Annotated in this window: 22 protein-coding genes and 1 other annotated feature; of the genes, 20 read left to right on the top strand and 2 right to left on the bottom strand. The window is 48.3% G+C overall.

Annotated features, from left to right (window positions below; genetic code table 11):
• The first annotated feature begins 13 nt into the window (after window positions 1-13).
• The 7 genes from ACFVS2_RS10740 to ACFVS2_RS10710 all read left to right on the top strand — a co-directional run bounded on the left by ACFVS2_RS10740 (window position 14) and on the right by ACFVS2_RS10710 (window position 7,562).
• Window positions 14-2,446 carry a peptidoglycan D,D-transpeptidase FtsI family protein gene (locus tag ACFVS2_RS10740; RefSeq protein WP_390233633.1) on the top strand — a complete coding sequence of 811 codons (2,433 nt, stop codon included), beginning with the start codon at window positions 14-16 and terminating at the stop codon, window positions 2,444-2,446.
• Window positions 2,447-2,595: 149 nt separating this feature from the next.
• Window positions 2,596-3,273 carry a septum site-determining protein MinC gene (gene minC / locus ACFVS2_RS10735; protein WP_026042972.1) on the top strand — a complete coding sequence of 226 codons (678 nt, stop codon included), beginning with the start codon at window positions 2,596-2,598 and terminating at the stop codon, window positions 3,271-3,273.
• 20 nt (window positions 3,274-3,293) lie between these two features.
• Window positions 3,294-4,088: a septum site-determining protein MinD gene (gene minD, locus ACFVS2_RS10730; protein WP_173618933.1), complete on the top strand. Its 795-nt coding sequence runs from the start codon at window positions 3,294-3,296 to the stop codon at window positions 4,086-4,088.
• A 58-nt stretch (window positions 4,089-4,146) separates the two neighbouring features.
• Window positions 4,147-5,277, top strand: coding sequence for a rod shape-determining protein RodA (gene rodA, locus ACFVS2_RS10725; protein WP_173618932.1), 1,131 nt, complete (start codon window positions 4,147-4,149; stop codon window positions 5,275-5,277).
• A gap of 311 nt (window positions 5,278-5,588) precedes the next feature.
• Window positions 5,589-5,789, top strand: a complete 201-nt coding sequence (locus ACFVS2_RS10720) for a cold-shock protein (protein WP_390233629.1) — start codon at window positions 5,589-5,591, stop codon at window positions 5,787-5,789.
• A 158-nt stretch (window positions 5,790-5,947) separates the two neighbouring features.
• On the top strand, window positions 5,948-6,733 hold the full coding sequence (locus ACFVS2_RS10715; RefSeq protein WP_390233627.1) for a peptidoglycan DD-metalloendopeptidase family protein: 786 nt from the start codon (window positions 5,948-5,950) through the stop codon (window positions 6,731-6,733).
• Complete coding sequence (locus ACFVS2_RS10710; RefSeq protein WP_173618930.1) at window positions 6,726-7,562, top strand: M50 family metallopeptidase; 837 nt, start codon at window positions 6,726-6,728, stop codon at window positions 7,560-7,562. Before ACFVS2_RS10715 ends, ACFVS2_RS10710 begins: the two co-directional genes overlap by 8 nt.
• Window positions 7,563-7,572: 10 nt before the next feature.
• Here the strand turns inward: ACFVS2_RS10710 and aac(6')-35 are convergent, their stop codons facing one another.
• Entirely contained in the window at window positions 7,573-8,115 is a 543-nt protein-coding gene (gene aac(6')-35, locus ACFVS2_RS10705) for an aminoglycoside 6'-N-acetyltransferase AAC(6')-35 (protein ID WP_173618929.1), read from the bottom strand.
• 107 nt (window positions 8,116-8,222) lie between these two features.
• Between aac(6')-35 and ACFVS2_RS10700 the strand changes: the two genes are divergently transcribed.
• The 9 genes from ACFVS2_RS10700 to ACFVS2_RS10660 all read left to right on the top strand — a co-directional run bounded on the left by ACFVS2_RS10700 (window position 8,223) and on the right by ACFVS2_RS10660 (window position 15,447).
• Complete coding sequence (locus ACFVS2_RS10700; protein WP_173618928.1) at window positions 8,223-9,698, top strand: Rne/Rng family ribonuclease; 1,476 nt, start codon at window positions 8,223-8,225, stop codon at window positions 9,696-9,698.
• Window positions 9,699-9,755: 57 nt separating this feature from the next.
• Window positions 9,756-9,834: a sequence feature (ribosomal protein L21 leader region), on the top strand.
• A 10-nt stretch (window positions 9,835-9,844) separates the two neighbouring features.
• Complete coding sequence (gene rplU, locus ACFVS2_RS10695) at window positions 9,845-10,156, top strand: 50S ribosomal protein L21 (RefSeq protein ID WP_007728661.1); 312 nt, start codon at window positions 9,845-9,847, stop codon at window positions 10,154-10,156.
• A 13-nt stretch (window positions 10,157-10,169) separates the two neighbouring features.
• Window positions 10,170-10,520 carry a ribosomal-processing cysteine protease Prp gene (locus ACFVS2_RS10690; RefSeq protein ID WP_390233624.1) on the top strand — a complete coding sequence of 117 codons (351 nt, stop codon included), beginning with the start codon at window positions 10,170-10,172 and terminating at the stop codon, window positions 10,518-10,520.
• Between the two features lie 7 nt (window positions 10,521-10,527).
• Window positions 10,528-10,821 carry a 50S ribosomal protein L27 gene (rpmA, locus tag ACFVS2_RS10685; RefSeq protein WP_005832382.1) on the top strand — a complete coding sequence of 98 codons (294 nt, stop codon included), beginning with the start codon at window positions 10,528-10,530 and terminating at the stop codon, window positions 10,819-10,821.
• Window positions 10,822-10,929: 108 nt separating this feature from the next.
• Window positions 10,930-11,514, top strand: a complete 585-nt coding sequence (locus tag ACFVS2_RS10680) for a Spo0B C-terminal domain-containing protein (protein WP_173618927.1) — start codon at window positions 10,930-10,932, stop codon at window positions 11,512-11,514.
• A gap of 13 nt (window positions 11,515-11,527) precedes the next feature.
• Window positions 11,528-12,805 carry a GTPase ObgE gene (gene obgE / locus ACFVS2_RS10675; RefSeq protein ID WP_390233621.1) on the top strand — a complete coding sequence of 426 codons (1,278 nt, stop codon included), beginning with the start codon at window positions 11,528-11,530 and terminating at the stop codon, window positions 12,803-12,805.
• Window positions 12,806-12,813: 8 nt separating this feature from the next.
• Window positions 12,814-13,479: a PilZ domain-containing protein gene (locus ACFVS2_RS10670; RefSeq protein WP_173618925.1), complete on the top strand. Its 666-nt coding sequence runs from the start codon at window positions 12,814-12,816 to the stop codon at window positions 13,477-13,479.
• Window positions 13,480-13,769: 290 nt separating this feature from the next.
• A complete protein-coding gene (locus ACFVS2_RS10665; RefSeq protein WP_007728644.1) occupies window positions 13,770-14,225 on the top strand; it encodes a helical membrane plugin domain-containing protein in 456 nt (151 codons plus the stop codon).
• Window positions 14,226-14,268: 43 nt separating this feature from the next.
• A complete protein-coding gene (locus ACFVS2_RS10660; RefSeq protein ID WP_173618924.1) occupies window positions 14,269-15,447 on the top strand; it encodes an NAD(P)/FAD-dependent oxidoreductase in 1,179 nt (392 codons plus the stop codon).
• A 50-nt stretch (window positions 15,448-15,497) separates the two neighbouring features.
• On the opposite strand, the gene ACFVS2_RS10655 is transcribed toward ACFVS2_RS10660, so the two are convergent.
• A complete protein-coding gene (locus ACFVS2_RS10655) occupies window positions 15,498-15,650 on the bottom strand; it encodes a hypothetical protein (protein ID WP_007728640.1) in 153 nt (50 codons plus the stop codon).
• A gap of 185 nt (window positions 15,651-15,835) precedes the next feature.
• On the opposite strand from ACFVS2_RS10655, the gene ACFVS2_RS10650 reads away from it, so the two are divergent.
• Genes ACFVS2_RS10650 through thrB form a run of 4 tightly spaced genes read left to right on the top strand, consistent with a single transcriptional unit; the run spans window position 15,836 to window position 19,627 of the window.
• Window positions 15,836-16,279 (top strand): ACT domain-containing protein, encoded by a 444-nt coding sequence (locus tag ACFVS2_RS10650; protein WP_173618923.1) that lies wholly within the window; start codon window positions 15,836-15,838, stop codon window positions 16,277-16,279.
• Between the two features lie 38 nt (window positions 16,280-16,317).
• Complete coding sequence (locus ACFVS2_RS10645; RefSeq protein WP_390233616.1) at window positions 16,318-17,619, top strand: homoserine dehydrogenase; 1,302 nt, start codon at window positions 16,318-16,320, stop codon at window positions 17,617-17,619.
• Window positions 17,619-18,701 (top strand): threonine synthase, encoded by a 1,083-nt coding sequence (gene thrC, locus ACFVS2_RS10640; RefSeq protein WP_390233613.1) that lies wholly within the window; start codon window positions 17,619-17,621, stop codon window positions 18,699-18,701. The genes ACFVS2_RS10645 and thrC overlap by 1 nt, the downstream gene beginning before the upstream one ends.
• On the top strand, window positions 18,698-19,627 hold the full coding sequence (gene thrB / locus ACFVS2_RS10635; protein ID WP_390233610.1) for a homoserine kinase: 930 nt from the start codon (window positions 18,698-18,700) through the stop codon (window positions 19,625-19,627). Before thrC ends, thrB begins: the two co-directional genes overlap by 4 nt.
• The last annotated feature ends 1 nt before the right edge of the window (window position 19,628 follow it).

The following is a 19,628-nucleotide window of genomic DNA, read 5'->3' as shown; positions in this document are numbered from 1 at the left end:
GAGAGGAGAGTTCGTGGAAGAAGTCAAAGAACCGAAATCAGATATACCTATTCGGCTCAATCTATTGTTTGTGATTGTATTTTTGTTCTTCGCTGCCATTATTTTACGGCTAGCCTTTGTGCAGCTGGTGGAAGGCGAACAGTACAAGCATGAATTGGAAAAGTTCAGTATTCGTGAACTGCCGATTTCCGCTCCTCGTGGCCGTATCTTGGATAAAAATGGCGAGGTACTCGTTTCGAATAAGCCAGTGTACACGGTTCAATACGTTGAAGAACAAGGACAGGACATTGATGAAGAGAAAGTCGCGGATCGTCTGGCAAAAATCCTCATTCCCGATGGCGGCAAAATCGGTACGGATAAGGAACTGTTAAAGAAGACGATTGAACTGAGATCAACTTTGCCTGTTGCTTTCAATGCGCAAGAAACAAACGATCTCAAGGCAAAGGTTGCGGCGAAGTTAAAAGCTGTTCCGAAAGTAGAGACCGTCGATCAGATGTCGGACTTTGAGCTGGTAAAAACTGCTGTGTATCTCGGGATGCGCGTTCGTTCTCCTTTTGATGACAAGGAGAGAGTAGACCTTATTAAGAAACTGAATGCTGCCAAGCCGGGTACACCCGCTATTACGGAAGCGAACACTACGGATTTCGAACTGTTAAAAATGGCGATAAACGCCAATATGACCCTCACTCTCAAATTGGACAAGGAAGATCGTAATGACCTCGCCAAAAAAGTGAAGGATCAGATCGGAGTTTTGCCAACTCCCGAAGGCTTAGCAGAAAAGTCCGACATGGATTTGCTGCGCTATGCCTCGTTGTTCGACATGGATATCAAACTGCCGTTGACAGAGCAGCAACGCCAATTTCAATGGCACAAGCTTTCTTTGCTGCAGGAGATGCGTTCACCGCAGATGGCCAGCTACATTCCTAGACGTGTCAAGGTCAACATCACGGAGCAGGAAATGTTCCAAATCGAAGAACGACGCACCGAACTGCCGGGAATTAGTGTGGAGCTGGAGCCTGTTCGCCAAATTTTCGAAGATCCGGATGGTTCGGCATTTGGTACGCACTTTCTCGGGTACATCAATGCGATTCGTCCTGAGAGCTTGAAAGAATATCAGGCACAAGGCTACAACGCTATCGACCGTGTCGGTGTAACTGGTCTGGAGAGCTCCTATGAACGTTATTTGCGCGGTAAAAACGGGATTATGGAAGTGCACGTGAACAAAAATTCGGAGACGGTAGAGAAGAAGATGCGCCAAGCCCCTGAGCCAGGAAACGATCTCGTTTTGTCTATGGACTGGCGTTATCAAAGCAAGGTAGAGGCCATCTTGAAAGAAGAATTTGAATCATTCAAGAAGCGCCCGACTACGCCAAAAGAATTTAAGGACGCACACGTATTGGTGATGAATCCGAATACGGGCGAAATATTGGCGATGGCGAGTTATCCAGATTACAATTTGAATCTGTATTACGACCGCAAGAAATTCAACGAGAATTACGCCTCGCTTATTTTGCCGAACGAATCAAACCGATTCATTTATACGCCGTATCCACCTGCTTCTACCTACAAGCCACTGTCTGTCATGATTGCGCTGCAGGAGGGTCTGACTACACCGAACGAAGTCATCTATGACCGAGGCGGCTTGAATGTTGGTAACACGTATAAACGCAACTGGAAGGCAAGTGGTCATGGACCGGTTAACGCTCGTCGTGCCTTGCAGGTGTCGAACAATACGTATATGTACGAAATGGCGATTCGATTAGCACGAAAAGGGAAAGAAGGCTGGGAGAAGCAGTTCTCTGTCTATGATTACTACAATGCCCAGTTTGGTCTTGGTGTGAAAACAGGAGTGGATCTGCCGAATGAACATACCGGTTGGGAAAACCAGAACCTTTACTACGGAAACTTGGCGGACGTGATGATTGGTCAATACGATCTATTCACGCCAATGCAGCTGGGGCAATACGTATCGACCATTGCTAATGGAGGATATCGGGTACGCCCACATCTTGTAAAAGAAATACGTAAAGGAACAACCGATCCGAAGAAACCAGGACAAACGCTCTCGGTTATTGAACCACAAGTGCTCAACCGGGTTGATATCGATCCGAAGCATATACAGGTGGTAAGAGAAGGGATGCGGTTGGTTACTCAGCCAGGTGGTACCGTTCAACGATTCAATGGGTTGCCTTTCACTGTTGCAGCCAAGTCTGGTACGGCACAAACGTCGCAGCCAGCAGAAAATGCACTGGTTGTTGGCTTTGCGCCTTATGAAAATCCTCAACTGGTTTTCGTCGTCATTGCGCCGAACAGTTTGAGAGACGGTACGTCCAGTTCTGATGCGACTGGTCCGATCTCGCGTCGATTGCTCGAAGCTTACAATGAACTGAATCCAGGTGTCCTTACTGGTGGGGTTCCGAAGCCAAATCCACCGTCCGCGAAGTAACCGCAATGGTTGTCCAGGGCAATCAAGCCCAAGAGAATAATGGAGTCAAGCTCTTGTAATGCCACAATCTGACCCAATTCGGCAATTTTTTCACGCAGAGCAGGAAAAATCTTTCTGTATGGCGAATGGTATCGGTCGAGGTGAAACCGGTGACGACTGTGAAAAGCAAGGTCACGATCAAAGGGACTAAAGAGGGTCTCGTCTTCTTTATGGATGATACTTGTTCCTTCGACGAACTGCTGGCCGATATGCGTGAAAAAATAGAGCATAGCCACCAACAGATTTTGTCGGGGCCACTCATTCGGGTATCTATAAAATTGGGAAAACGATACTGCTCACCCGAGCAACAAGAGCAGTTGACTCAAATTATTCGAACTAAGGGCAACCTGGTGATCCATACAATCGAATCTGATTTGATCACGCGGGAAGAAGCTATGGCTGAACGCCTGAAAACCCATTTTTCCATACAGGTAAATACGGTACGCTCTGGGCAAGTACTGGAGTTTGACGGTGATTTGCTCTTATTGGGAGATGTCAATCCCGGGGGGACGGTTCGCAGTACAGGAAGCATCTACGTGCTGGGTCATCTCAGAGGGTACGCGCACGCAGGTATTTCCGGTGACTCACAGGTAATTATTGCGGCTGCAGTCATGAGTCCAACCCAGTTGCGGATTGCAGATGTGATCAGCAAGCCGGGTGAGGAATGGACGAATAATTCCGGAGGCACAGAATTTGCCTACCTGGAAAATGAGATCATGCTGGTAGCGAAAATGAACTACTTGTCGCGAATCCGCCCTGATTTGGGTGAGAAAAAGCGTGAGGGTTGAGGGAAAGAGGAGGAACGGACGTGGGGATTGGAATTGTCGTAACTTCCGGTAAAGGCGGCGTGGGTAAGACGACCACTTCCGCCAATTTGGGAACGGCGCTCGCATTGTTGGGACAAAAAGTGGTCATGGTAGATACCGATATTGGCTTGCGCAATCTGGATGTAGTCATGGGACTTGAGAACCGAATTATTTATGATCTGGTAGACGTTGCAGAAGGCGCATGCCGACTGCCGCAAGCTCTGATCAAAGACAAGCGGTTTGACAATCTGGCATTGCTCCCGGCTGCTCAGACTAAGGACAAATCAGCAGTAACTCCTGAGCAGATGGAGGAAATCATTACGCAACTGAAGCGGGAATATGATTATGTCATCATCGATTGCCCAGCGGGTATTGAGCAAGGCTTCCGCAATGCAGTGGCAGGGGCTGATCAAGCAATCGTCGTGACTACACCTGAAAAGGCCGCTGTGCGTGATGCTGATAGGATTATTGGCCTATTAGAGCGAGAAAAAATCGGAATGCCTAAGCTGGTCATCAATCGCGTTCGCTCCCATATGGTGAAAAATGGCGACATGCTGGATGTAGAAGACATTTTGGATTTGTTAGCCATTGACTTAATTGGCGTAGTGCCGGATGATGATCATATCATTAAATCCGCGAACCAAGGTGAGCCGGCTGTGATGAATCACGAATCGCGTGCTTCCATCGCGTATCGGAACGTGGCTCGTCGCCTTTTGGGTGAAGCTGTTCCATTACAACCATTGGAAGAAAAAGCGGGCGTGCTCCATAAAATGCGTAAATTCTTTGGATTAAAATAGGTAATACTTGGCTCCCTTCTTTCTATAGAGGGGAGTCACGTTTTCTAGGAGGAAACGGATGGACCTGGAAAAACGTCATTTAAAAACAATTGACTGGACCATCATTTTGATTTTGGCAGGGCTGGGTATCTTTAGCTATCTCGGGATTTCCGGCTCTGCGGCAGGTGTAGATAAGGCGCATCAGCAGGTCCTTTGGTATGTCATCGGCTTTATTGTGCTAGGTGTGACATTGTTATTTGACTATCGCCTATTCCACAACATGGCCTATGTCTTATATGCACTCGGTCTGATTCTTTTGATCGGGGTATTTCAAACGAAGCCGATTAACAATACGACGAGCTGGTATGACCTTGGTCCTGTCTTGGTTCAGCCATCTGAACCGATGAAGCTGTTCACGATCATAACGGTGGCCCGCTTCTTGTCCAAGAGGGCAAGCGATGCGGATCGGTTTTACTATTTTTATAAGCTGATTCCCGTCATGGCCTTGGTTGGTGTACCATTGCTTTTGATTTTGATTCAGCCCGATTTGGGTACGGCCATGGTTTTTACGGGGATGCTTGCCACAATGCTAATCGTGGGTGGCATACGGATGAAGCATGTGTTGTACATGGGAGGATTGGTCGGCAGCTTCTTTGCCGCCATGACGCTGCTGCATGAATACAAGCAGGATATCTTTTTCAAGATTATCAAGCCGTATCAGTGGGATCGAATCCTCTTTTGGATGGACCCAGATCTTGAACCGATGGGACGAGGGTTCCAACTCAAGCAAGCATTGATTGCCATCGGCTCAGGGCAATTGTTTGGAAAAGGGATTGATACGCCGACGCAAGCGAGCTTTGGATGGGTACCGGTAGGAGAAAGTGATTTTATCTTTACCGTCATTGCTGAGAAGCTGGGCTTTGTCGGAGCGGGCTTGCTGATGATTCTGTTTTTCGTCTTGATTTACCGAATGATCCGCATTGCGATGGAGGCTAAAGATCCGTTCGGCTCCTATGTTGTCGCGGGTGTCGTAGGGATGCTTACCTTCCAGATCTTCGAGAACATTGGGATGACGATTCAGTTGATGCCGATTACGGGTATTCCACTTCCGTTCATTAGCTACGGAGGGAGTTCGCTCCTAACCAACTTTCTGATCGTTGGTGTGGTGCTCAATATTGGGATGCGTAAGGACAAGTTGCGTTTTGACTAAATGAGGTTTTTCAAAAAGTCTTCTGGTTCTCGCCGCTGTCTCGGTGATGAATAGAAGACTTTTTGAACATTCACGAAATGCGTGACAAATGCAAATACTTATGCTAAAATCATCCTAAGTTAACCATTTTTACAAGTTATAGTGTTTGATTGATTGGTATGGAGTCGTACGTATTGTGAGTGACGTCACCAATTGTCAATCGCAATTCTTATGACTTTTTTTCCTTGACGCAAAAGGCTTATCTGTAAAAAAGAGGTTAACGCTACACTCTTTCGCCTCGTGGGGCGTAATGTTCAGGGAGGTTTTGTTTCATGCAACAAGGTATCGTAAAATGGTTTAACGCAGAAAAAGGATACGGCTTCATCCAAGTTGAGGGTGGCGACGACGTATTCGTACACTACAGCGCAATCCAGTCAGATGGTTTCAAATCTCTTGACGAAGGTCAAAAGGTTGAGTTCGAAATCGTTCAAGGTAGCCGTGGACCACAAGCTGCTAGCGTATCTAAATTGTAAAATTGACAGATTCAAAGGCAGTCTCTCAATGGGGAGACTGTCTTTTTTGCGTGTTTCCAACCGACAAGCTGGGTAGTTGGAGAGGGACAACGGTCGTCATAAAGCAGGTAGACAAGTCATAGGATGATACTAAAGGCTTGGCCTGCGGAGGGATGGACATGTTTGAAAGAGTAGATCGTGTAAAAGAAAGACGGAGGGAGCGTTTAGAACGAATCCGAACACAGTCACGAGACAGCTATACTCCCTACGTTGATGATTGGAAAGATCCCATCGAAGAAACTCCGAACCCATTCAGTTACTCGCCGCGCGAGAATGATGTGATGGACCAGCCACCGTCCCATGAAAAGTGGGGCGTGCAAATTTTAGCATCTGTCTTATTGATTGGTGCTGCTTATGTTTTGTTTCAAACTACTCTGATCCCAGCCTCTTGGAAAAGCTCTGCGAGGGAAGTCATGACACGGGACTTTAATTTTTCAGGGGTAGCGGACTGGTATGAAGCAAGATTTGGTCCGATTCCGACGATGCTTCCCTCGATACCTACTAATCCCCCTGCCGTGCCAGCAACGAGCACAACAAAGAACGCAGGTGCTGTGTGGAAGCTCCCGAGTAGCTGGAAAGTCGTAAAATCCTATGATCAAGAGAGTGCAAATGTGATCCTGAATACGGGAATGAACGATCAAATTACGATCGGAGAAGCTGGCTGGGTCGCGTTTGTCGGTGAAAAGCCTGATTATGGGACCACAGTGATTGTTCGTCTAACCAAAGGGCGGGAGATATGGTTGGGCAATCTCGATAGTATAGGGGTGACGAAGGATGAGGTCTTGACACCTGGTCAAGTCATTGGAACCGCACGGGTAATGGACCAGACATCACGTCATTTGTATGTAGGGGCGAAAGTGAATGAGCAATTTGTTAATCCCTTGGAAGTGATACCGTTTGAATAGGGGAGGCTGGCTCGACATTCGGTTTCGTATTCACCTGCTATTTTGGGCAGTGATCGGCTTGTCCGTGGTGACAGGCCATTTTTTGGAGGTCATTACCCTGTTTGTCATTGTGCTGATCCATGAATTGGGGCATGTAGCGATGGCGCGTGAGCTCGGATGGACCGTAAAAGAAGTGCAGCTTCTGCCTTTTGGTGGAGTAGCGACGATGGAAGACTCATACGCCACGGACCCAATGGATGAGATTGTCGTGGCACTCGCTGGGCCCTTCTTAAATATGGTGATGATGGCTGCTTCGTACTTGTTTTGGTTTATGGGGATATGGACGGAAGAGTGGGCCCGCTTTTTCTTGGTAAGTAATTTGACGATTGCGCTTTTCAACTTGTTGCCAATCTGGCCGTTGGATGGCGGGAGAATCTTGTTGGCTGTTCTATGCTGGTTTATGTCGTATAGGCAGGCGACGATGATTTCGATGACGGGGAGTACGCTGTTTGCGGGGATCATGGTGGGGATGTCCAGCTTGGAGTTGAAGTACAACTTAGCAGTGATCGGGATTTATTTATTGACGTTGAACATTCAGGCATTTTTGCGGTTTCCTTATCAATTTTTTCGCTTTCTTGTGGAGAAATACGAGCGGCAGCAAGAAGAGGCTGCCGTTCAAGCGATACGGGTGCATCCTGAGGAAACAGTACTGGCTGTCTCACACAAGCTGCGGCGGGGATGCTCCCATCTTTTCTACGTGCAAGGCGCGGGTCTCTTGGCAGAGGAACAGCTATTGTATGCCCTTCTGTTCGAGCAAAAGCACAACGCCGCAGTGGGCAAGCTCCTTTAGTCATTAGCCCTTAATCTGCAGGAGCGATCCATTCCATCAACCAGCAATCCCGCATGCTTCCTTCGTGCCATTCGTGCAGAGGAAGCTCTTTTACTTTTCGAAAGCCACATTTTTCGTAGCAACACAGGGCTCGTTCATTCCAGGCTTGTGGGTCAATCGCTACTTTTTGTACTCGTTTTTCCGTGTGGAGATAATGGAGGATGGCTGTAACGAGCTGAGTGCCAATACCGCGATTCCAGTAAACAGGCTCTCCAATGAACTGGTCCATGCCGTAGACAACGTCGTCTTTTGCATACCCGTACAATTGTTTTTCCGGGGCATCGAGTGGATAAAATTGCGCATAGCCAATCGGTTCGTCCGCGTACAAGATCAGGCAGCGAGTTTCACCGTCGTCGTCTTCCGGAAAAAAGCTTTGCTGTACGAGCTTCTCGTCATGTGGCCGATCGCGACCTTCATAATAGGCCAAAACGCGCTCGTCAGAAAGCCATTTGACTAAGTGAGTGGCATCATTGGGGGATAAGGCTCTTATTTTTAAATCACCAGCATGAATCATGGATTCTCTCCTTTACCTTAGCTTGGCAGCTATGTTAGATTACTTCCTATGAGCCCAGTTATCCTTCTTTTGGGCAATGTTTGCACGGGGAATAAGGAGTGAAGGCAGTGAAACAAGTAGCGATCAGTGCACAAGGTGGAAGCATCCGCATCGCATTCATGGAAAACGGGAAATTGCAGGAATGGCGTACACAGGATGTGGGAGCACACGCAAGCGTTGGTGACATTTATCAAGGACGGATCGCGGATGTGAAGCCTGGTATCCAATCCGCCTTTGTTGATATTGGTACAGGCCAAAATGCTTATTTGTATGTAGATGACACGGTCGGTGTGGAGCCGGGTGGAGCAGCGAAACCAAGTATTGCGGAACGTGTTCACGTAGGGCAAAAGGTATTGGTTCAAGTGAGTAAAGAGGCGATGGAAATGAAGGCGCCAAAAATCACGATGCGGATCAGCTTGCAGGGGCGTTACTTGGTGTACCTTCCGACTGAAGAAAGCATATCGCTTTCGCGTAAAATAACCGATGATACCAAACGAAAACGACTGCAACAGGTGATCTATTCGACAGTAACGCAAGGAGAAGGCTGTATTCTACGCACGGAAGCGGCGGAAGCAGAAGAGCAGACACTCATTAGCGAACTGGTCTATTTGCGCAATCGCTGGCAGGACATGCTGCGAACAGCGGAGGGACTACGCTCGACCGGGCGGATTTTTCAGGATGCAGAGTTGATTGAGATGGCGCTTCGAGATGGCTTGGCAAACGGTATGGATGAGCTGTTGGTAGAAGGTGCAGCGACCCATCAGCAGGTAAAAGCGGCGTTGGCAGCTTTTGCTCCGGAAGTACAAGAGAAGCTTCGCTGGTATCAGGGCAAACAGCCGCTCTTTGACTTCTTGGGTGTCGAGGCGGAGCTGATTCGTGCTCGTGAACGACAAGTGCCGCTTAAGAGTGGAGGGTCCTTGGTCATCGACAGGACAGAAGCGATGACAGTCATCGATGTAAATACCGGTTCATTTACAGGTGGGGGAGGGCAACAGCGGGAGCAGGCAGTGACGGCGACCAATCTGGAGGCGGTAACTGAAATTGCCTGGCAGCTGCGGTTGCGAGACATCGGTGGCATCGTGATCATTGATTTCATTGACATGAAAGAGCAGACCAATAAGGAGCGAGTGATCTCACGATTGAAACAAGAGCTGGCGAAGGACCCTGTGCCTTCGACTGTTCTCGGGATGACGTCGCTTGGATTAGTCGAGATGACGCGAAAAAGAGTGCGTGTGAGCCTGTCGGAGCGGCTGACGGAGCCGTGTGAGGCATGCAAGGGCCGAGGGAGAGTTTGGCGAGTAGACGAGCTGTTCCGGCGCTTGTACGCCGAAGTCACCGCATTGGCAAAGAGCCAAGATGCGGAGGCTGTTCTCGTGGACATGCCGCCAAGATTGTTGGACATGATAGAGGAGTGGGAAAAAGCAGAAGCAATTACATGGCCTGTCCATGTCTATAAGCGGCTTGTCCCTTCTTTGAACCCGGAAGAGTTTCGAATTGGATACGTCGGAAATCGGGCAGAGGCGGAGCGTCTACGATCGAAATAACTTGACTGGGCTATTGTAGCTATGATAACCTAATGGTTGTCATACAGATATGCCTCGTGCATACTGTAACCGCACGAATCAGGTACATAAGCCGTCGCTCGTCGACGCACCTGTAAAGGCGAGTCTGAGTATAGGAGGTGCACACAGTGTACGCAATTATTGAAACCGGTGGAAAGCAATACAAGGTTGAAGAGGGAGCAGTTCTCTTCATCGAGAAATTGGCTGACGTTGAAGGTGAAGTAGTTACTTTTGACAAGGTTCTTCTCGTAAGCAAAGACGGCAAAGTTACTGCAGGAGCTCCTACAGTAGCTGGTGTTACGGTAACTGGTAAAGTAGAAAAACACGGTAAAGCGAAAAAAATTATCGTGTACAAATACAAAGCCAAGAAAAACTACCGTCGCAAACAAGGTCACCGTCAACCATTCACTAAAGTTGTGATCGAAAAGATCAACGCTTAATTGGTGACTTGTTATGATTGAAGTGATCGTGAGCCGTGCGCAGCACGGTATCCATGAAATTAGTATTTCCGGACATGCCAATGCGGGTGCCTATGGGGCAGACATCGTTTGTTCTGCTGTATCAGGCATCAGCTTTGGTATATTAAACGCCATTCAACCTTTGACCGGCATCAGTCCTGATGTCGCTGTCGCACAAGAAGGCGGTGGGTTCTTGAAGTGGAGTCTTTCTTCTTCGGATGATGAGGCTACACGCGAGAAACAACAGCTTTTGGCAGAGAGCATGGTAATTGCTCTTTTGTCAGTTGAGGCGAATTACGGTAAATACGTAAAAGTAAATGATCGTAAATGGCAGGGAGGTGTCTGATATGAACATGCTGTTTAACTTGGACCTTCAGTTTTTCGCATCGAAAAAAGGGGTAGGTTCCACAAAGAACGGTCGCGATTCCATTTCCAAACGTCTGGGCGTGAAACGTGGCGACGGGCAATTCGTTACTGCTGGTAACATTCTCGTTCGTCAACGCGGAACAAAGATTTACCCAGGTGCGAACGTAATGAAAGGCGGAGACGACACTCTGTTTGCAACTGCAGATGGTGTTGTTCGTTTCAAGCGTCTGGGCCGTGATCGCAAACAAGTTGTGATCGAGCCAGTAGCTTCCGAAGCGTAAATATTTGTTAAGAAAAACCCAGCGATATAGCTGGGTTTTCTTTTTGTCTGGCTCTTTTTTATGGTACAATAGAGGGGAAAGATATTCTTATCGACTTGGGTGAATGTGATGGGGGACGAGCGGAGGCTGTTTACGCATCAGACAGACCAGTTGCTGACCGTTCTGAACAGGCAGCGGCATGACTGGTTGAACCACGTTCAGGTTCTGCTCGGCTATTTGCATTTGAACCGTACTGAACAAGGAGAGGCACACTTGAAGCGCATCGCTCAGATGGCGATGCAGGAATCGATGGTTGCCCGTTTGAATAGCTCCTTGTTGTCCGTCTTCTTCTTGACATTTAACGCACTGAACAAGGATTTGCTTTTAGAAGTAGACGTGTGCAATCATGTGGATCTCACGCGAATAGTTTTGGACGAGCAAGACTTGTTTCAGTTGGTGTCAGAGATATTATGCACAGTGAACGATCAAGTAGACCAAAGCGGGTACGAACCAGCCAGCATGCAGGTAAGCTTGCAGATGGATGAGCGTGGCGTTCATTTTCGTTTTGACCTGGCCGGTGTACTTCGTGCATCCGGAATGGAAGAATTGGAAAAGCTGATACGTAAAAGCGAACAGAGTACGGTGGAGGTCACCGAGTGGATACATACGGAAGAAGAATGGGTCCTGAAATTGGTGGTCCCATTCGCGGAATGAAAGAGGTGACACCATGTTTGTCGATCAGGTAAAAGTATATGTAAAAGGCGGGGACGGTGGTAACGGAGCTGTCTCCTTTCGCCGGGAGAAGTACGTACCGCTGGGTGGTCCAGCAGGTGGAGATGGCGGTCTAGGTGGAGATGTCGTGTTTGTCGTGGATGAAGGTCTGCGTACACTGGTAGATTTCCGCTATCAACGACATTTCAAAGCACCTCGCGGAGAGCATGGCCGCAACAAATCTCAGCACGGAGCAGGCGCGGAAGATATGGTCGTGCGCGTGCCACCGGGAACAACTGTCATTGATGATGATACCAAAGAAGTGATTGTCGATCTCGTAGAGCAGGGCCAACGTGCTGTGATCGCAAAAGGTGGACGTGGTGGACGAGGCAATATTCGTTTTGCCAACTCTTCGAATCCAGCCCCACACATCTCGGAGAACGGAGAGCCAGGTCAAGAGCGTTACATTGTCATGGAGCTCAAGCTGATTGCAGATGTGGGCTTGGTTGGTTATCCGAGTGTTGGAAAATCCACGTTGCTGTCCAGTGTAACAGCGGCGAAGCCAAAAATTGCGGCGTACCACTTTACGACGCTGACACCGAATCTGGGTGTTGTAGACTTGGGCGAGCAGAGCTTCGTAATGGCTGACTTGCCAGGATTGATTGAAGGCGCGCATGAAGGTGTGGGTCTTGGTCACCAATTCCTGCGTCACGTAGAGCGTACGCGCTTGATCGTCCATGTGATTGACATGGCAGCGGTAGATGGACGCGATCCATACGAGGATTATTTGCAGATCAACCGCGAGCTGACTATGTATAACCTGAAGCTCGAAGATCGTCCGCAAATTGTAGTCGCGAACAAAATGGAACTGCCAGAAGCAGCGGAAAACCTGCGTACTTTCAAGGAAAAGGCTCCAGATGTAAAGGTGTACGAGATCTCTGCTGCAACCCGCAAAGGCGTACAGGAATTGATGTATGCAATCGGGGATATGTTGGCGACCATTCCGGACAAGCCTACTGTTGAAGAAGTTGTGGAAGTGGAAGAGCGTGTCGTCTTCCGTGCAGAAAAAGAACCAGACGAATTCGAGATTACGCGTGATAACGATGTATTTGTTGTTAGCGGCGAAAAAATCGAGAAGCTCGTACGCATGACCAACCTCACCAGTTATGATGCAGCCCAACGTTTTGCAAGACAAATGCGCAGCATGGGTGTAGATGAGGCCCTGCGTAAGCAAGGAGCAAAAGACGGGGATACCGTTCGGATCGGCAAATTAGAGTTTGACTTTGTGGAGTGACAAAAACCATGATTGATATCCCATCACTGAACCCATTTATGGGGGATAAACGACTCCAACGCGGTGCGACGCTGCCGCTAATCATCTCCAAGCAGGTGAAGACACCTGTCCAAGTTTTGGTTGAACATGCAAAGGGCAATTATCTCGTAGTTTCCTATGAGGTGAAGCCTGAAACGAAAGCAGAGCTTCTCGGATCAACTGTACGCATTCGTTGGGAGACGGATGCGGCAGTGAATACGATTGATTTGGAAGTAGTTTCGGAGCAAACGGTTTGGCCGATCAAGCTTTTAGGGATGATTCCGATTAGTGTAGGGGTAGAAATTACACAAAAGCGCAAGCAGGATCCCATCTCTCCAGATCTCGGTATTTCTGTCCCTTACAAGGTGATGGGAGCTAGACCGATCGAAGAAAAAGGCGAGGCAGTGTTGCTGAAATTCTCTCCTACCCGTCTTGTATTGGGTACAGACGGTTATGTGTCGAAGGGCGATTTTCTCCACTTGTCTTTCAAGATACCGAAGCAAGCGCAGGAGATCGTCATGATGGCGAAAATCGTGGAAAAAACGTTCCAAGACAAGCAATCGATCATTGAATTAATCTTTACGGATATCAATGAAAAGCACCATGAACTCATCAAAGATTACTATAAAAAGCTCTCAACTACCGCTTCTTCCTAAGGAAGCGGTTTTTTTCCTTTGATGTTCCTGTGAAGAAGGTATATAGTAGGGTACATAGAGTTCTAAATCGAGCCTGTTCACTTCATGATTTGTTGTGTACGCTTTCCTGAATAAATACATGTGAAATCATTCACTTTTGATTATTCGAATCCGTTGTCTGCTTTATTTTGTGAAAAATGGTACAAACGATTTTTTACCGGATTTTCAGGGAGAATAGCGGCCGTTACTCGTATGAACAGGCATCGAGAATGAAAGGCCTCTATTCCAAAGCAAAGGAGGACGTTTTTTTTATGTCTCAAACAACTACGCAACAAGCTCAAGCTGCTGCTGAAGTAGCAAGCACTGCAACTCTGGCACCAGCGCAGCAACAAGATGTACTCGATCAGTTGATGAAACCAGAAATTCAAGAGTCACTGAACGTATTGGTGGCGAACCTGCCTAAATTGGCAGAACTAACAACTCTTTTGACCAAAACCTATGATTTGGTACAAACAGTAGCAAATGATCATGTGTTGATCGACGACATCAAAGGCGGAATGGAAGAGTTCGTAAAACCGATCTCTGACAAAGCGAAAGGTATTGCGCAAGCAGCCATTGAAGCCAATGACCGTGTTCATGTAGAAGAGTCTACTATCGGATTGTTCGGTATTCTCAAAATGCTCAAGGATCCGCAAGTACAAAAAACATTGCGTTTCGCACAAGCATTCCTGGAAGTATCAGCAGAACGTCAACAACAAAAACGCTAGTATTTTTTATTATTGATTGTAAGACATGGACGGAGGATTGGGCATGGCGAAGCATATTCTGATTCTAGGCGGCGGTTATGGCGGTTTGCTCAGCGCATTGACTGCACGTAAATACATGACGGCTGAAGAAGCGTCGATCACGGTGGTAAACCGTTTTCCTACTCACCAAATTATTACGGAACTGCACCGCTTGGCAGTAGGAAACCTGTCTGAACAAAACGTGGCGCTCCCTCTGGAAAGATTGCTGCGTGGCAAAGAGATTAACCTTGTAGTAGACTCGGTAGAAAATATTGGTCTCGATTCCCAACGCGTAACATTGGCGAGCGGCGAGTCCATCAAATACGATGCTTTGGTAATTGCGCTGGGTAGTGAAACCGCATTCTTTGGAATCCCAGGTCTGCAAGAGTACAGCTTCACACTGAAGTCTGTAGAAGAAGCAAACCGTCTGCGTGCACACCTCGAAGAGCGTGTGATTGAATACAAGACGAGCAAAAATAAAGCAGATGCTACCTTCGTTGTAGGTGGTGGCGGTCTGACAGGTATCGAGCTGGTTGGGGAATTCGCTGATATGTTGCCAAATCTGTGCCACAAACACGGCGTAGACTTTGCAGACGTATCCATCTACTGCGTAGAAGCAGGTCCATCCATTTTGGCTGGTTTTGCTCCTGACCTGGTTGAGCGTGCGAAAACGAGCTTGGAAAAACGCGGCGTTCAGTTCCTGACAGGCGTACCTGTAACGGAAATGAAAGAAACCACGGTTTGCCTGAAAGATGGCGCTACCATTGAAACCAAAACAATGGTATGGACAGGTGGCGTACAAGGAAATCGCGTAGTAGCTGAGTGCGGCGTGGAAGTAAACCGCGGGCGTGCAACTGTTACAGAATTCCTGCAATCCACTTCTCACCCTGATGTATTCCTCGCAGGTGACAGTGCGGTCGTAATGGGGCCAGAAGGTCGTCCATTCCCTCCAACTGCGCAACTGGCATGGCAAATGGGTGAAGTAGTGGGACACAATCTCTTCGCACACTTCAACGGCACCAAAATGGATACCTTCAAACCGGTATTCTCCGGTACATTGGGTAGCCTGGGCCGTAAAGACGCGATCGGAACAATCGGTGCGAGCCAGCTGAAGCTGAAAGGCTTGCCAGCAACTTTGATGAAAGAAGCGAGTAACGTTCGCTACTTGACTCATATTAACGGTCTGTCCTCTTTGGCATACTAATCGAATCAGGAAAACCCGGGATCATGAGGTCCCGGGTTTTTTGTGCTTGTTTATCCGTTTCCGCTCGGATCTTCAATCACGTTTGGGGATTGAGCCATCTTTTTGCCCCGCATGTCATTGCCAAACTGTTCGAGACTGCTTGGCTTACCCGCTGGGTGATTGTTACGGCGCTCCGATTTATCTGACTTTCCACGTCCGGCCATTTGCCTTTCACCTCCTCCATACGATACGCATTATTGTGCGCGAAGAAGCTCCCCCTCATGTAATCAAAGTAAACCAAATATGATCCGATGAAAAAAAGTGACGGATAAGGATTGTCACATTACATGCTTTCCGTTATAATGTCCTCTATGAAGAAACAACTGTTTTTCTCAGGAGGACACAACGCATGAAAAAGGAAGAAAAATTCTACTTGATTCGATCTGACATCCTGCCAGAATCGATTGCCAAAACGATTGAAGCCAAGAAGATGCTGGAATCCGGCGAAGTGGATACCGTGAATGAAGCGGTTGAACGGGTAGGACTGAGCCGCAGTGCTTTTTATAAGTACAAGGATGGCGTTTTTCCGTTCAATGCGATGATGAGCGAAAAAATCATGACGTTTACTTTCTCTTTGGATCACATGTCAGGTTACTTGTCCAAAGTGCTCACATATGTAGCAGATCAAGGTGGAAACGTATTGACCATCAATCAGACGATACCACTTCAAGGGATTGCTACCATATCCATGTCAGTCGATATGGCTAATCTTCGCGTATCTAGCACGGAGTTTTTGGATAGCTTGCAGCTGATTCCGGGCGTTCGCAAAGCGATGATCGTCGGTAGAGGCTAAGCTAAAAAACAATCAAAGAAAAGGCAGGGGAGAGAGACATGGAGAAGAAGAACATTAAATTGGGATTAATGGGTTTTGGTACAGTCGGGACTGGTGTAGTACGCATTATTCAAGCGCATCAGGAGGATTTGCAAAAGCAAACAGGCCTCAGTATTGAGATTTCCCGTATTCTTGTTAAGGATGCGGAAAAATCTCGCAACATTATATCCATGGAGGGCGCGCTGACCACTGACCCTGCTAGTCTTTTGGATGATCCAGAAATTGAAGTCATCGTAGAAGTAATTGGTGGAATTCACCCTGCAAAGGAATACATTTTGGGTGCCCTCGAACGAGGCAAGCACGTAGTAACAGCCAACAAAGATCTGATGGCGTTGCACGGGGCCGAAATTTTAGCGAAGGCGCAAGAAAAGGGCTGTGACGTTTTCTACGAGGCAAGCGTGGCAGGTGGAATACCGATCTTGCGCGCATTAGTAGAAGGGTTCTCCTCAGACCGTATCGCGAAAATGATGGGGATTGTCAACGGGACGACCAATTACATTATGACCAAAATGAGTCAAGAGGGTGCAGAATATAGCGAGGTATTGAAAGAAGCGCAAGCACTGGGCTATGCGGAGCAGGACCCAACCTCCGATGTAGAGGGCTTTGATGCCGCCCGCAAAATGGCGATTCTGGCAACGTTGGGCTTCCGTGTGCCGATGAAGCTAGAAGATGTAGACGTAAAAGGGATCAGTTCCGTGAGCAAGGAAGATATCGCCTATGGCAAACAACTGGGCTATGAAATCAAGCTGCTCGGACTTGCTCGTCGTGACGAAGAGGCGATTGAGGTAAGTGTGCAGCCAACTCTGGTTCCGAAATCCCATCCACTCGCTTCCGTAAATGGCGTCTTTAATGCCGTGTACGTACATGGGGAAGCAGTAGGGGAGACCATGTTTTACGGGCCGGGCGCAGGTGAATTGCCGACTGCTACCGCCGTTGTGTCTGACCTGGTCACTGTCGTCAAAAACAGAAAGCTAGGAGTGAATGGACGCGGAATGGTTGCTCCATACAAAGAAAAAGTATTGAAAGAAGACAGCGAAAAATTCTCGAAATACTTCCTGCGTATCGTAGTTGCCGATAAACGCGGTGTACTTGCTCAAATTACGCAGATGTTGGCAGACAAAAATATTTCCCTTGAGCAGGTCATCCAGCAACCGTTTAACAACGGACGTGAAGCGGAGATTATCATGGTTACACACCTGTCCTCAAAAAGTGATATGGATGCGGTACTGGCTTACATGGAGCAGATGGATATCGTATCAACTGTGCAGAGCTGCTATCGTGTAGAAGGGGGAGACAAATAATGGCTTCTGATCGACAGTCTGGCATCCTGGCACGTTACCGGGAATTTCTCCCGATCACAGAAAAAACTCCGCTGGTCAGCTTGCATGAAGGAAACACTCCCCTGATCCACGCCCCGAACCTCTCCCAACAATTGGGAGTGGAGCTATATGTCAAGTATGAGGGGCTCAATCCGACCGGTTCTTTCAAAGATAGAGGGATGGTCATGGCTGTAGCCAAAGCGGTAGAAGAGGGAAGCAACACAATCATGTGCGCTTCGACGGGGAATACATCAGCAGCAGCTGCGGCGTATGCAGCACGCTCAGGATTGCGTTGTATCGTCCTGATCCCGAACGGCAATATCGCGTTGGGCAAGCTGGCACAGGCTATCGCCTATGGTGCAGAAGTCATCGCGATTGACGGTAATTTTGATGAAGCGTTGGATATCGTTCGTGAAATCACAGCGAAAGAGCCGATTACACTGGTGAATTCCGTGAACCCTTACCGGATCGAAGGACAAAAGACTGCGGCATTTGAAGTGTGCGATGCGCTGACAGACGCCCCTGACATTTTGGCCATTCCAGTTGGCAACGCAGGTAACATTACAGCATATTGGAAGGGCTTCGAGGAATATTTCGCAGCCAAAAAATCGAGTCGCTTACCTAAGATGTATGGATTCCAGGCAGCGGGAGCAGCTCCATTGGTTCATGGCGAACCAGTAGCCAACCCTGAAACGATTGCGACTGCTATTCGCATTGGAAACCCGGCGAGCAAGGATGGTGCTTTGAATGGCATTTCGAAATCAAGCGGTCTCGTCGATAGTGTAACGGACGAAGAAATTTTGCATGCGTATCATTTGCTGGCGAAGAGTGAAGGGGTGTTTTGTGAGCCTGCCTCGGCAGCATCGCTGGCTGGCATTATCAAGCTGCATGAGGCTGGAAGGCTTCAACCCGGCAGTCAGATCGTTTGCGTGCTGACTGGAAACGGACTAAAAGATCCAAATATCGCTTTGAAGCTGGTAGGTGAAGAGCCGCGCTCTGTTCCAGCGACACATGAAGCTGTGATGGAGCTGGTTCGTCAAAGTGGGAGAGAATTTGTATCATGAACGGGCGACGTGTAAAAGTAACCATACCGGCAACGACAGCGAATATGGGACCGGGATTCGATGCGCTGGGAATGGCTTTCCAGTTGTATTCTGTCGTAGAAATGGAAATCAGTGATCATACGACAGTAGAGATGATGGGCAAGGAGCTACAAGGAACACCGACGGACAAAAACAATCTTCTGTACAAGGTTGCGGCGAGATTGTTTCAAGAAGCAGGTCTCGCCATTCCTGAGCTCGCGATCCGTGCTTCCAGTGACGCTCCCCTGACGAGGGGCTTGGGGAGCAGTGCAGCTGCGATTGTAGGTGCACTTGTAGCGGCCAACCATCTCGCTGGCGAACCATTTACTCGTGAGCAATTGTTTGAAAAGGCAACACGCCTGGAAGGGCATCCGGATAATGCGGGAGCTTCGATGTTTGGCGGTATCATTGTTGCGACGATGCCCGAAGTACCAGGAGATCCCATTCCTTATGTGCGGTTTTCTGCCCCTGCGGGATTGCAAACTCTCGTCGTGATCCCAGAATTTATGCTCTCGACAGAAAAAGCGCGGAACGTCTTGCCACAGGTGTACAGCAGAGAGGATGTTGTATATAATGTGGGTCATAGTAGTTTGCTAGTTGCTGCACTGGCACAAGGCAGACTCGACCTGATGGGGCGGGCAATGTCGGATCGGTTGCATCAGCCGTATCGAGCAAAGCTTGTACCTGGCTTGAACGAAATCCTGGACAAAGCAACTGAACACGGGGCACTGGGGGCTGCTTTAAGCGGCGCTGGACCGACGATCCTCTGCTTTTTCTCTTCGGATGAAGAATTAGAGAAGCTGCGTGCATTTGTGGACAGAGTGATGAAAGGGCACGACATCTCGTACCGCGTGATGATCTTGCAACCGGACGAAAATGGCGTACAGGTAGAAATCCATCAGAGATAGA

It is taken from the genome of Brevibacillus sp. NPDC058079 (assembly GCF_042885155.1).
Lineage (GTDB): Bacteria > Bacillota > Bacilli > Brevibacillales > Brevibacillaceae > Brevibacillus.
This window is presented reverse-complemented; position numbering and strand designations above follow the sequence as displayed.

Coding starts and splice junctions, on each gene's coding strand:
- thrB (WP_390233610.1), top strand. CDS start 18,698: ATGAACGGGCGACGTGTAAAAGTAACCATACCGGCAACGACAGCGAAT.
- thrC (WP_390233613.1), top strand. CDS start 17,619: ATGGCTTCTGATCGACAGTCTGGCATCCTGGCACGTTACCGGGAATTT.
- ACFVS2_RS10645 (WP_390233616.1), top strand. CDS start 16,318: ATGGAGAAGAAGAACATTAAATTGGGATTAATGGGTTTTGGTACAGTC.
- ACFVS2_RS10650 (WP_173618923.1), top strand. CDS start 15,836: ATGAAAAAGGAAGAAAAATTCTACTTGATTCGATCTGACATCCTGCCA.
- ACFVS2_RS10665 (WP_007728644.1), top strand. CDS start 13,770: ATGTCTCAAACAACTACGCAACAAGCTCAAGCTGCTGCTGAAGTAGCA.
- rodA (WP_173618932.1), top strand. CDS start 4,147: ATGGACCTGGAAAAACGTCATTTAAAAACAATTGACTGGACCATCATT.
- ACFVS2_RS10655 (WP_007728640.1), bottom strand. CDS start 15,650: ATGGCCGGACGTGGAAAGTCAGATAAATCGGAGCGCCGTAACAATCAC.
- ACFVS2_RS10720 (WP_390233629.1), top strand. CDS start 5,589: ATGCAACAAGGTATCGTAAAATGGTTTAACGCAGAAAAAGGATACGGC.
- ACFVS2_RS10670 (WP_173618925.1), top strand. CDS start 12,814: ATGATTGATATCCCATCACTGAACCCATTTATGGGGGATAAACGACTC.
- ACFVS2_RS10715 (WP_390233627.1), top strand. CDS start 5,948: ATGTTTGAAAGAGTAGATCGTGTAAAAGAAAGACGGAGGGAGCGTTTA.
- rpmA (WP_005832382.1), top strand. CDS start 10,528: ATGCTGTTTAACTTGGACCTTCAGTTTTTCGCATCGAAAAAAGGGGTA.
- ACFVS2_RS10660 (WP_173618924.1), top strand. CDS start 14,269: ATGGCGAAGCATATTCTGATTCTAGGCGGCGGTTATGGCGGTTTGCTC.
- ACFVS2_RS10680 (WP_173618927.1), top strand. CDS start 10,930: ATGGGGGACGAGCGGAGGCTGTTTACGCATCAGACAGACCAGTTGCTG.
- ACFVS2_RS10690 (WP_390233624.1), top strand. CDS start 10,170: ATGATTGAAGTGATCGTGAGCCGTGCGCAGCACGGTATCCATGAAATT.
- obgE (WP_390233621.1), top strand. CDS start 11,528: ATGTTTGTCGATCAGGTAAAAGTATATGTAAAAGGCGGGGACGGTGGT.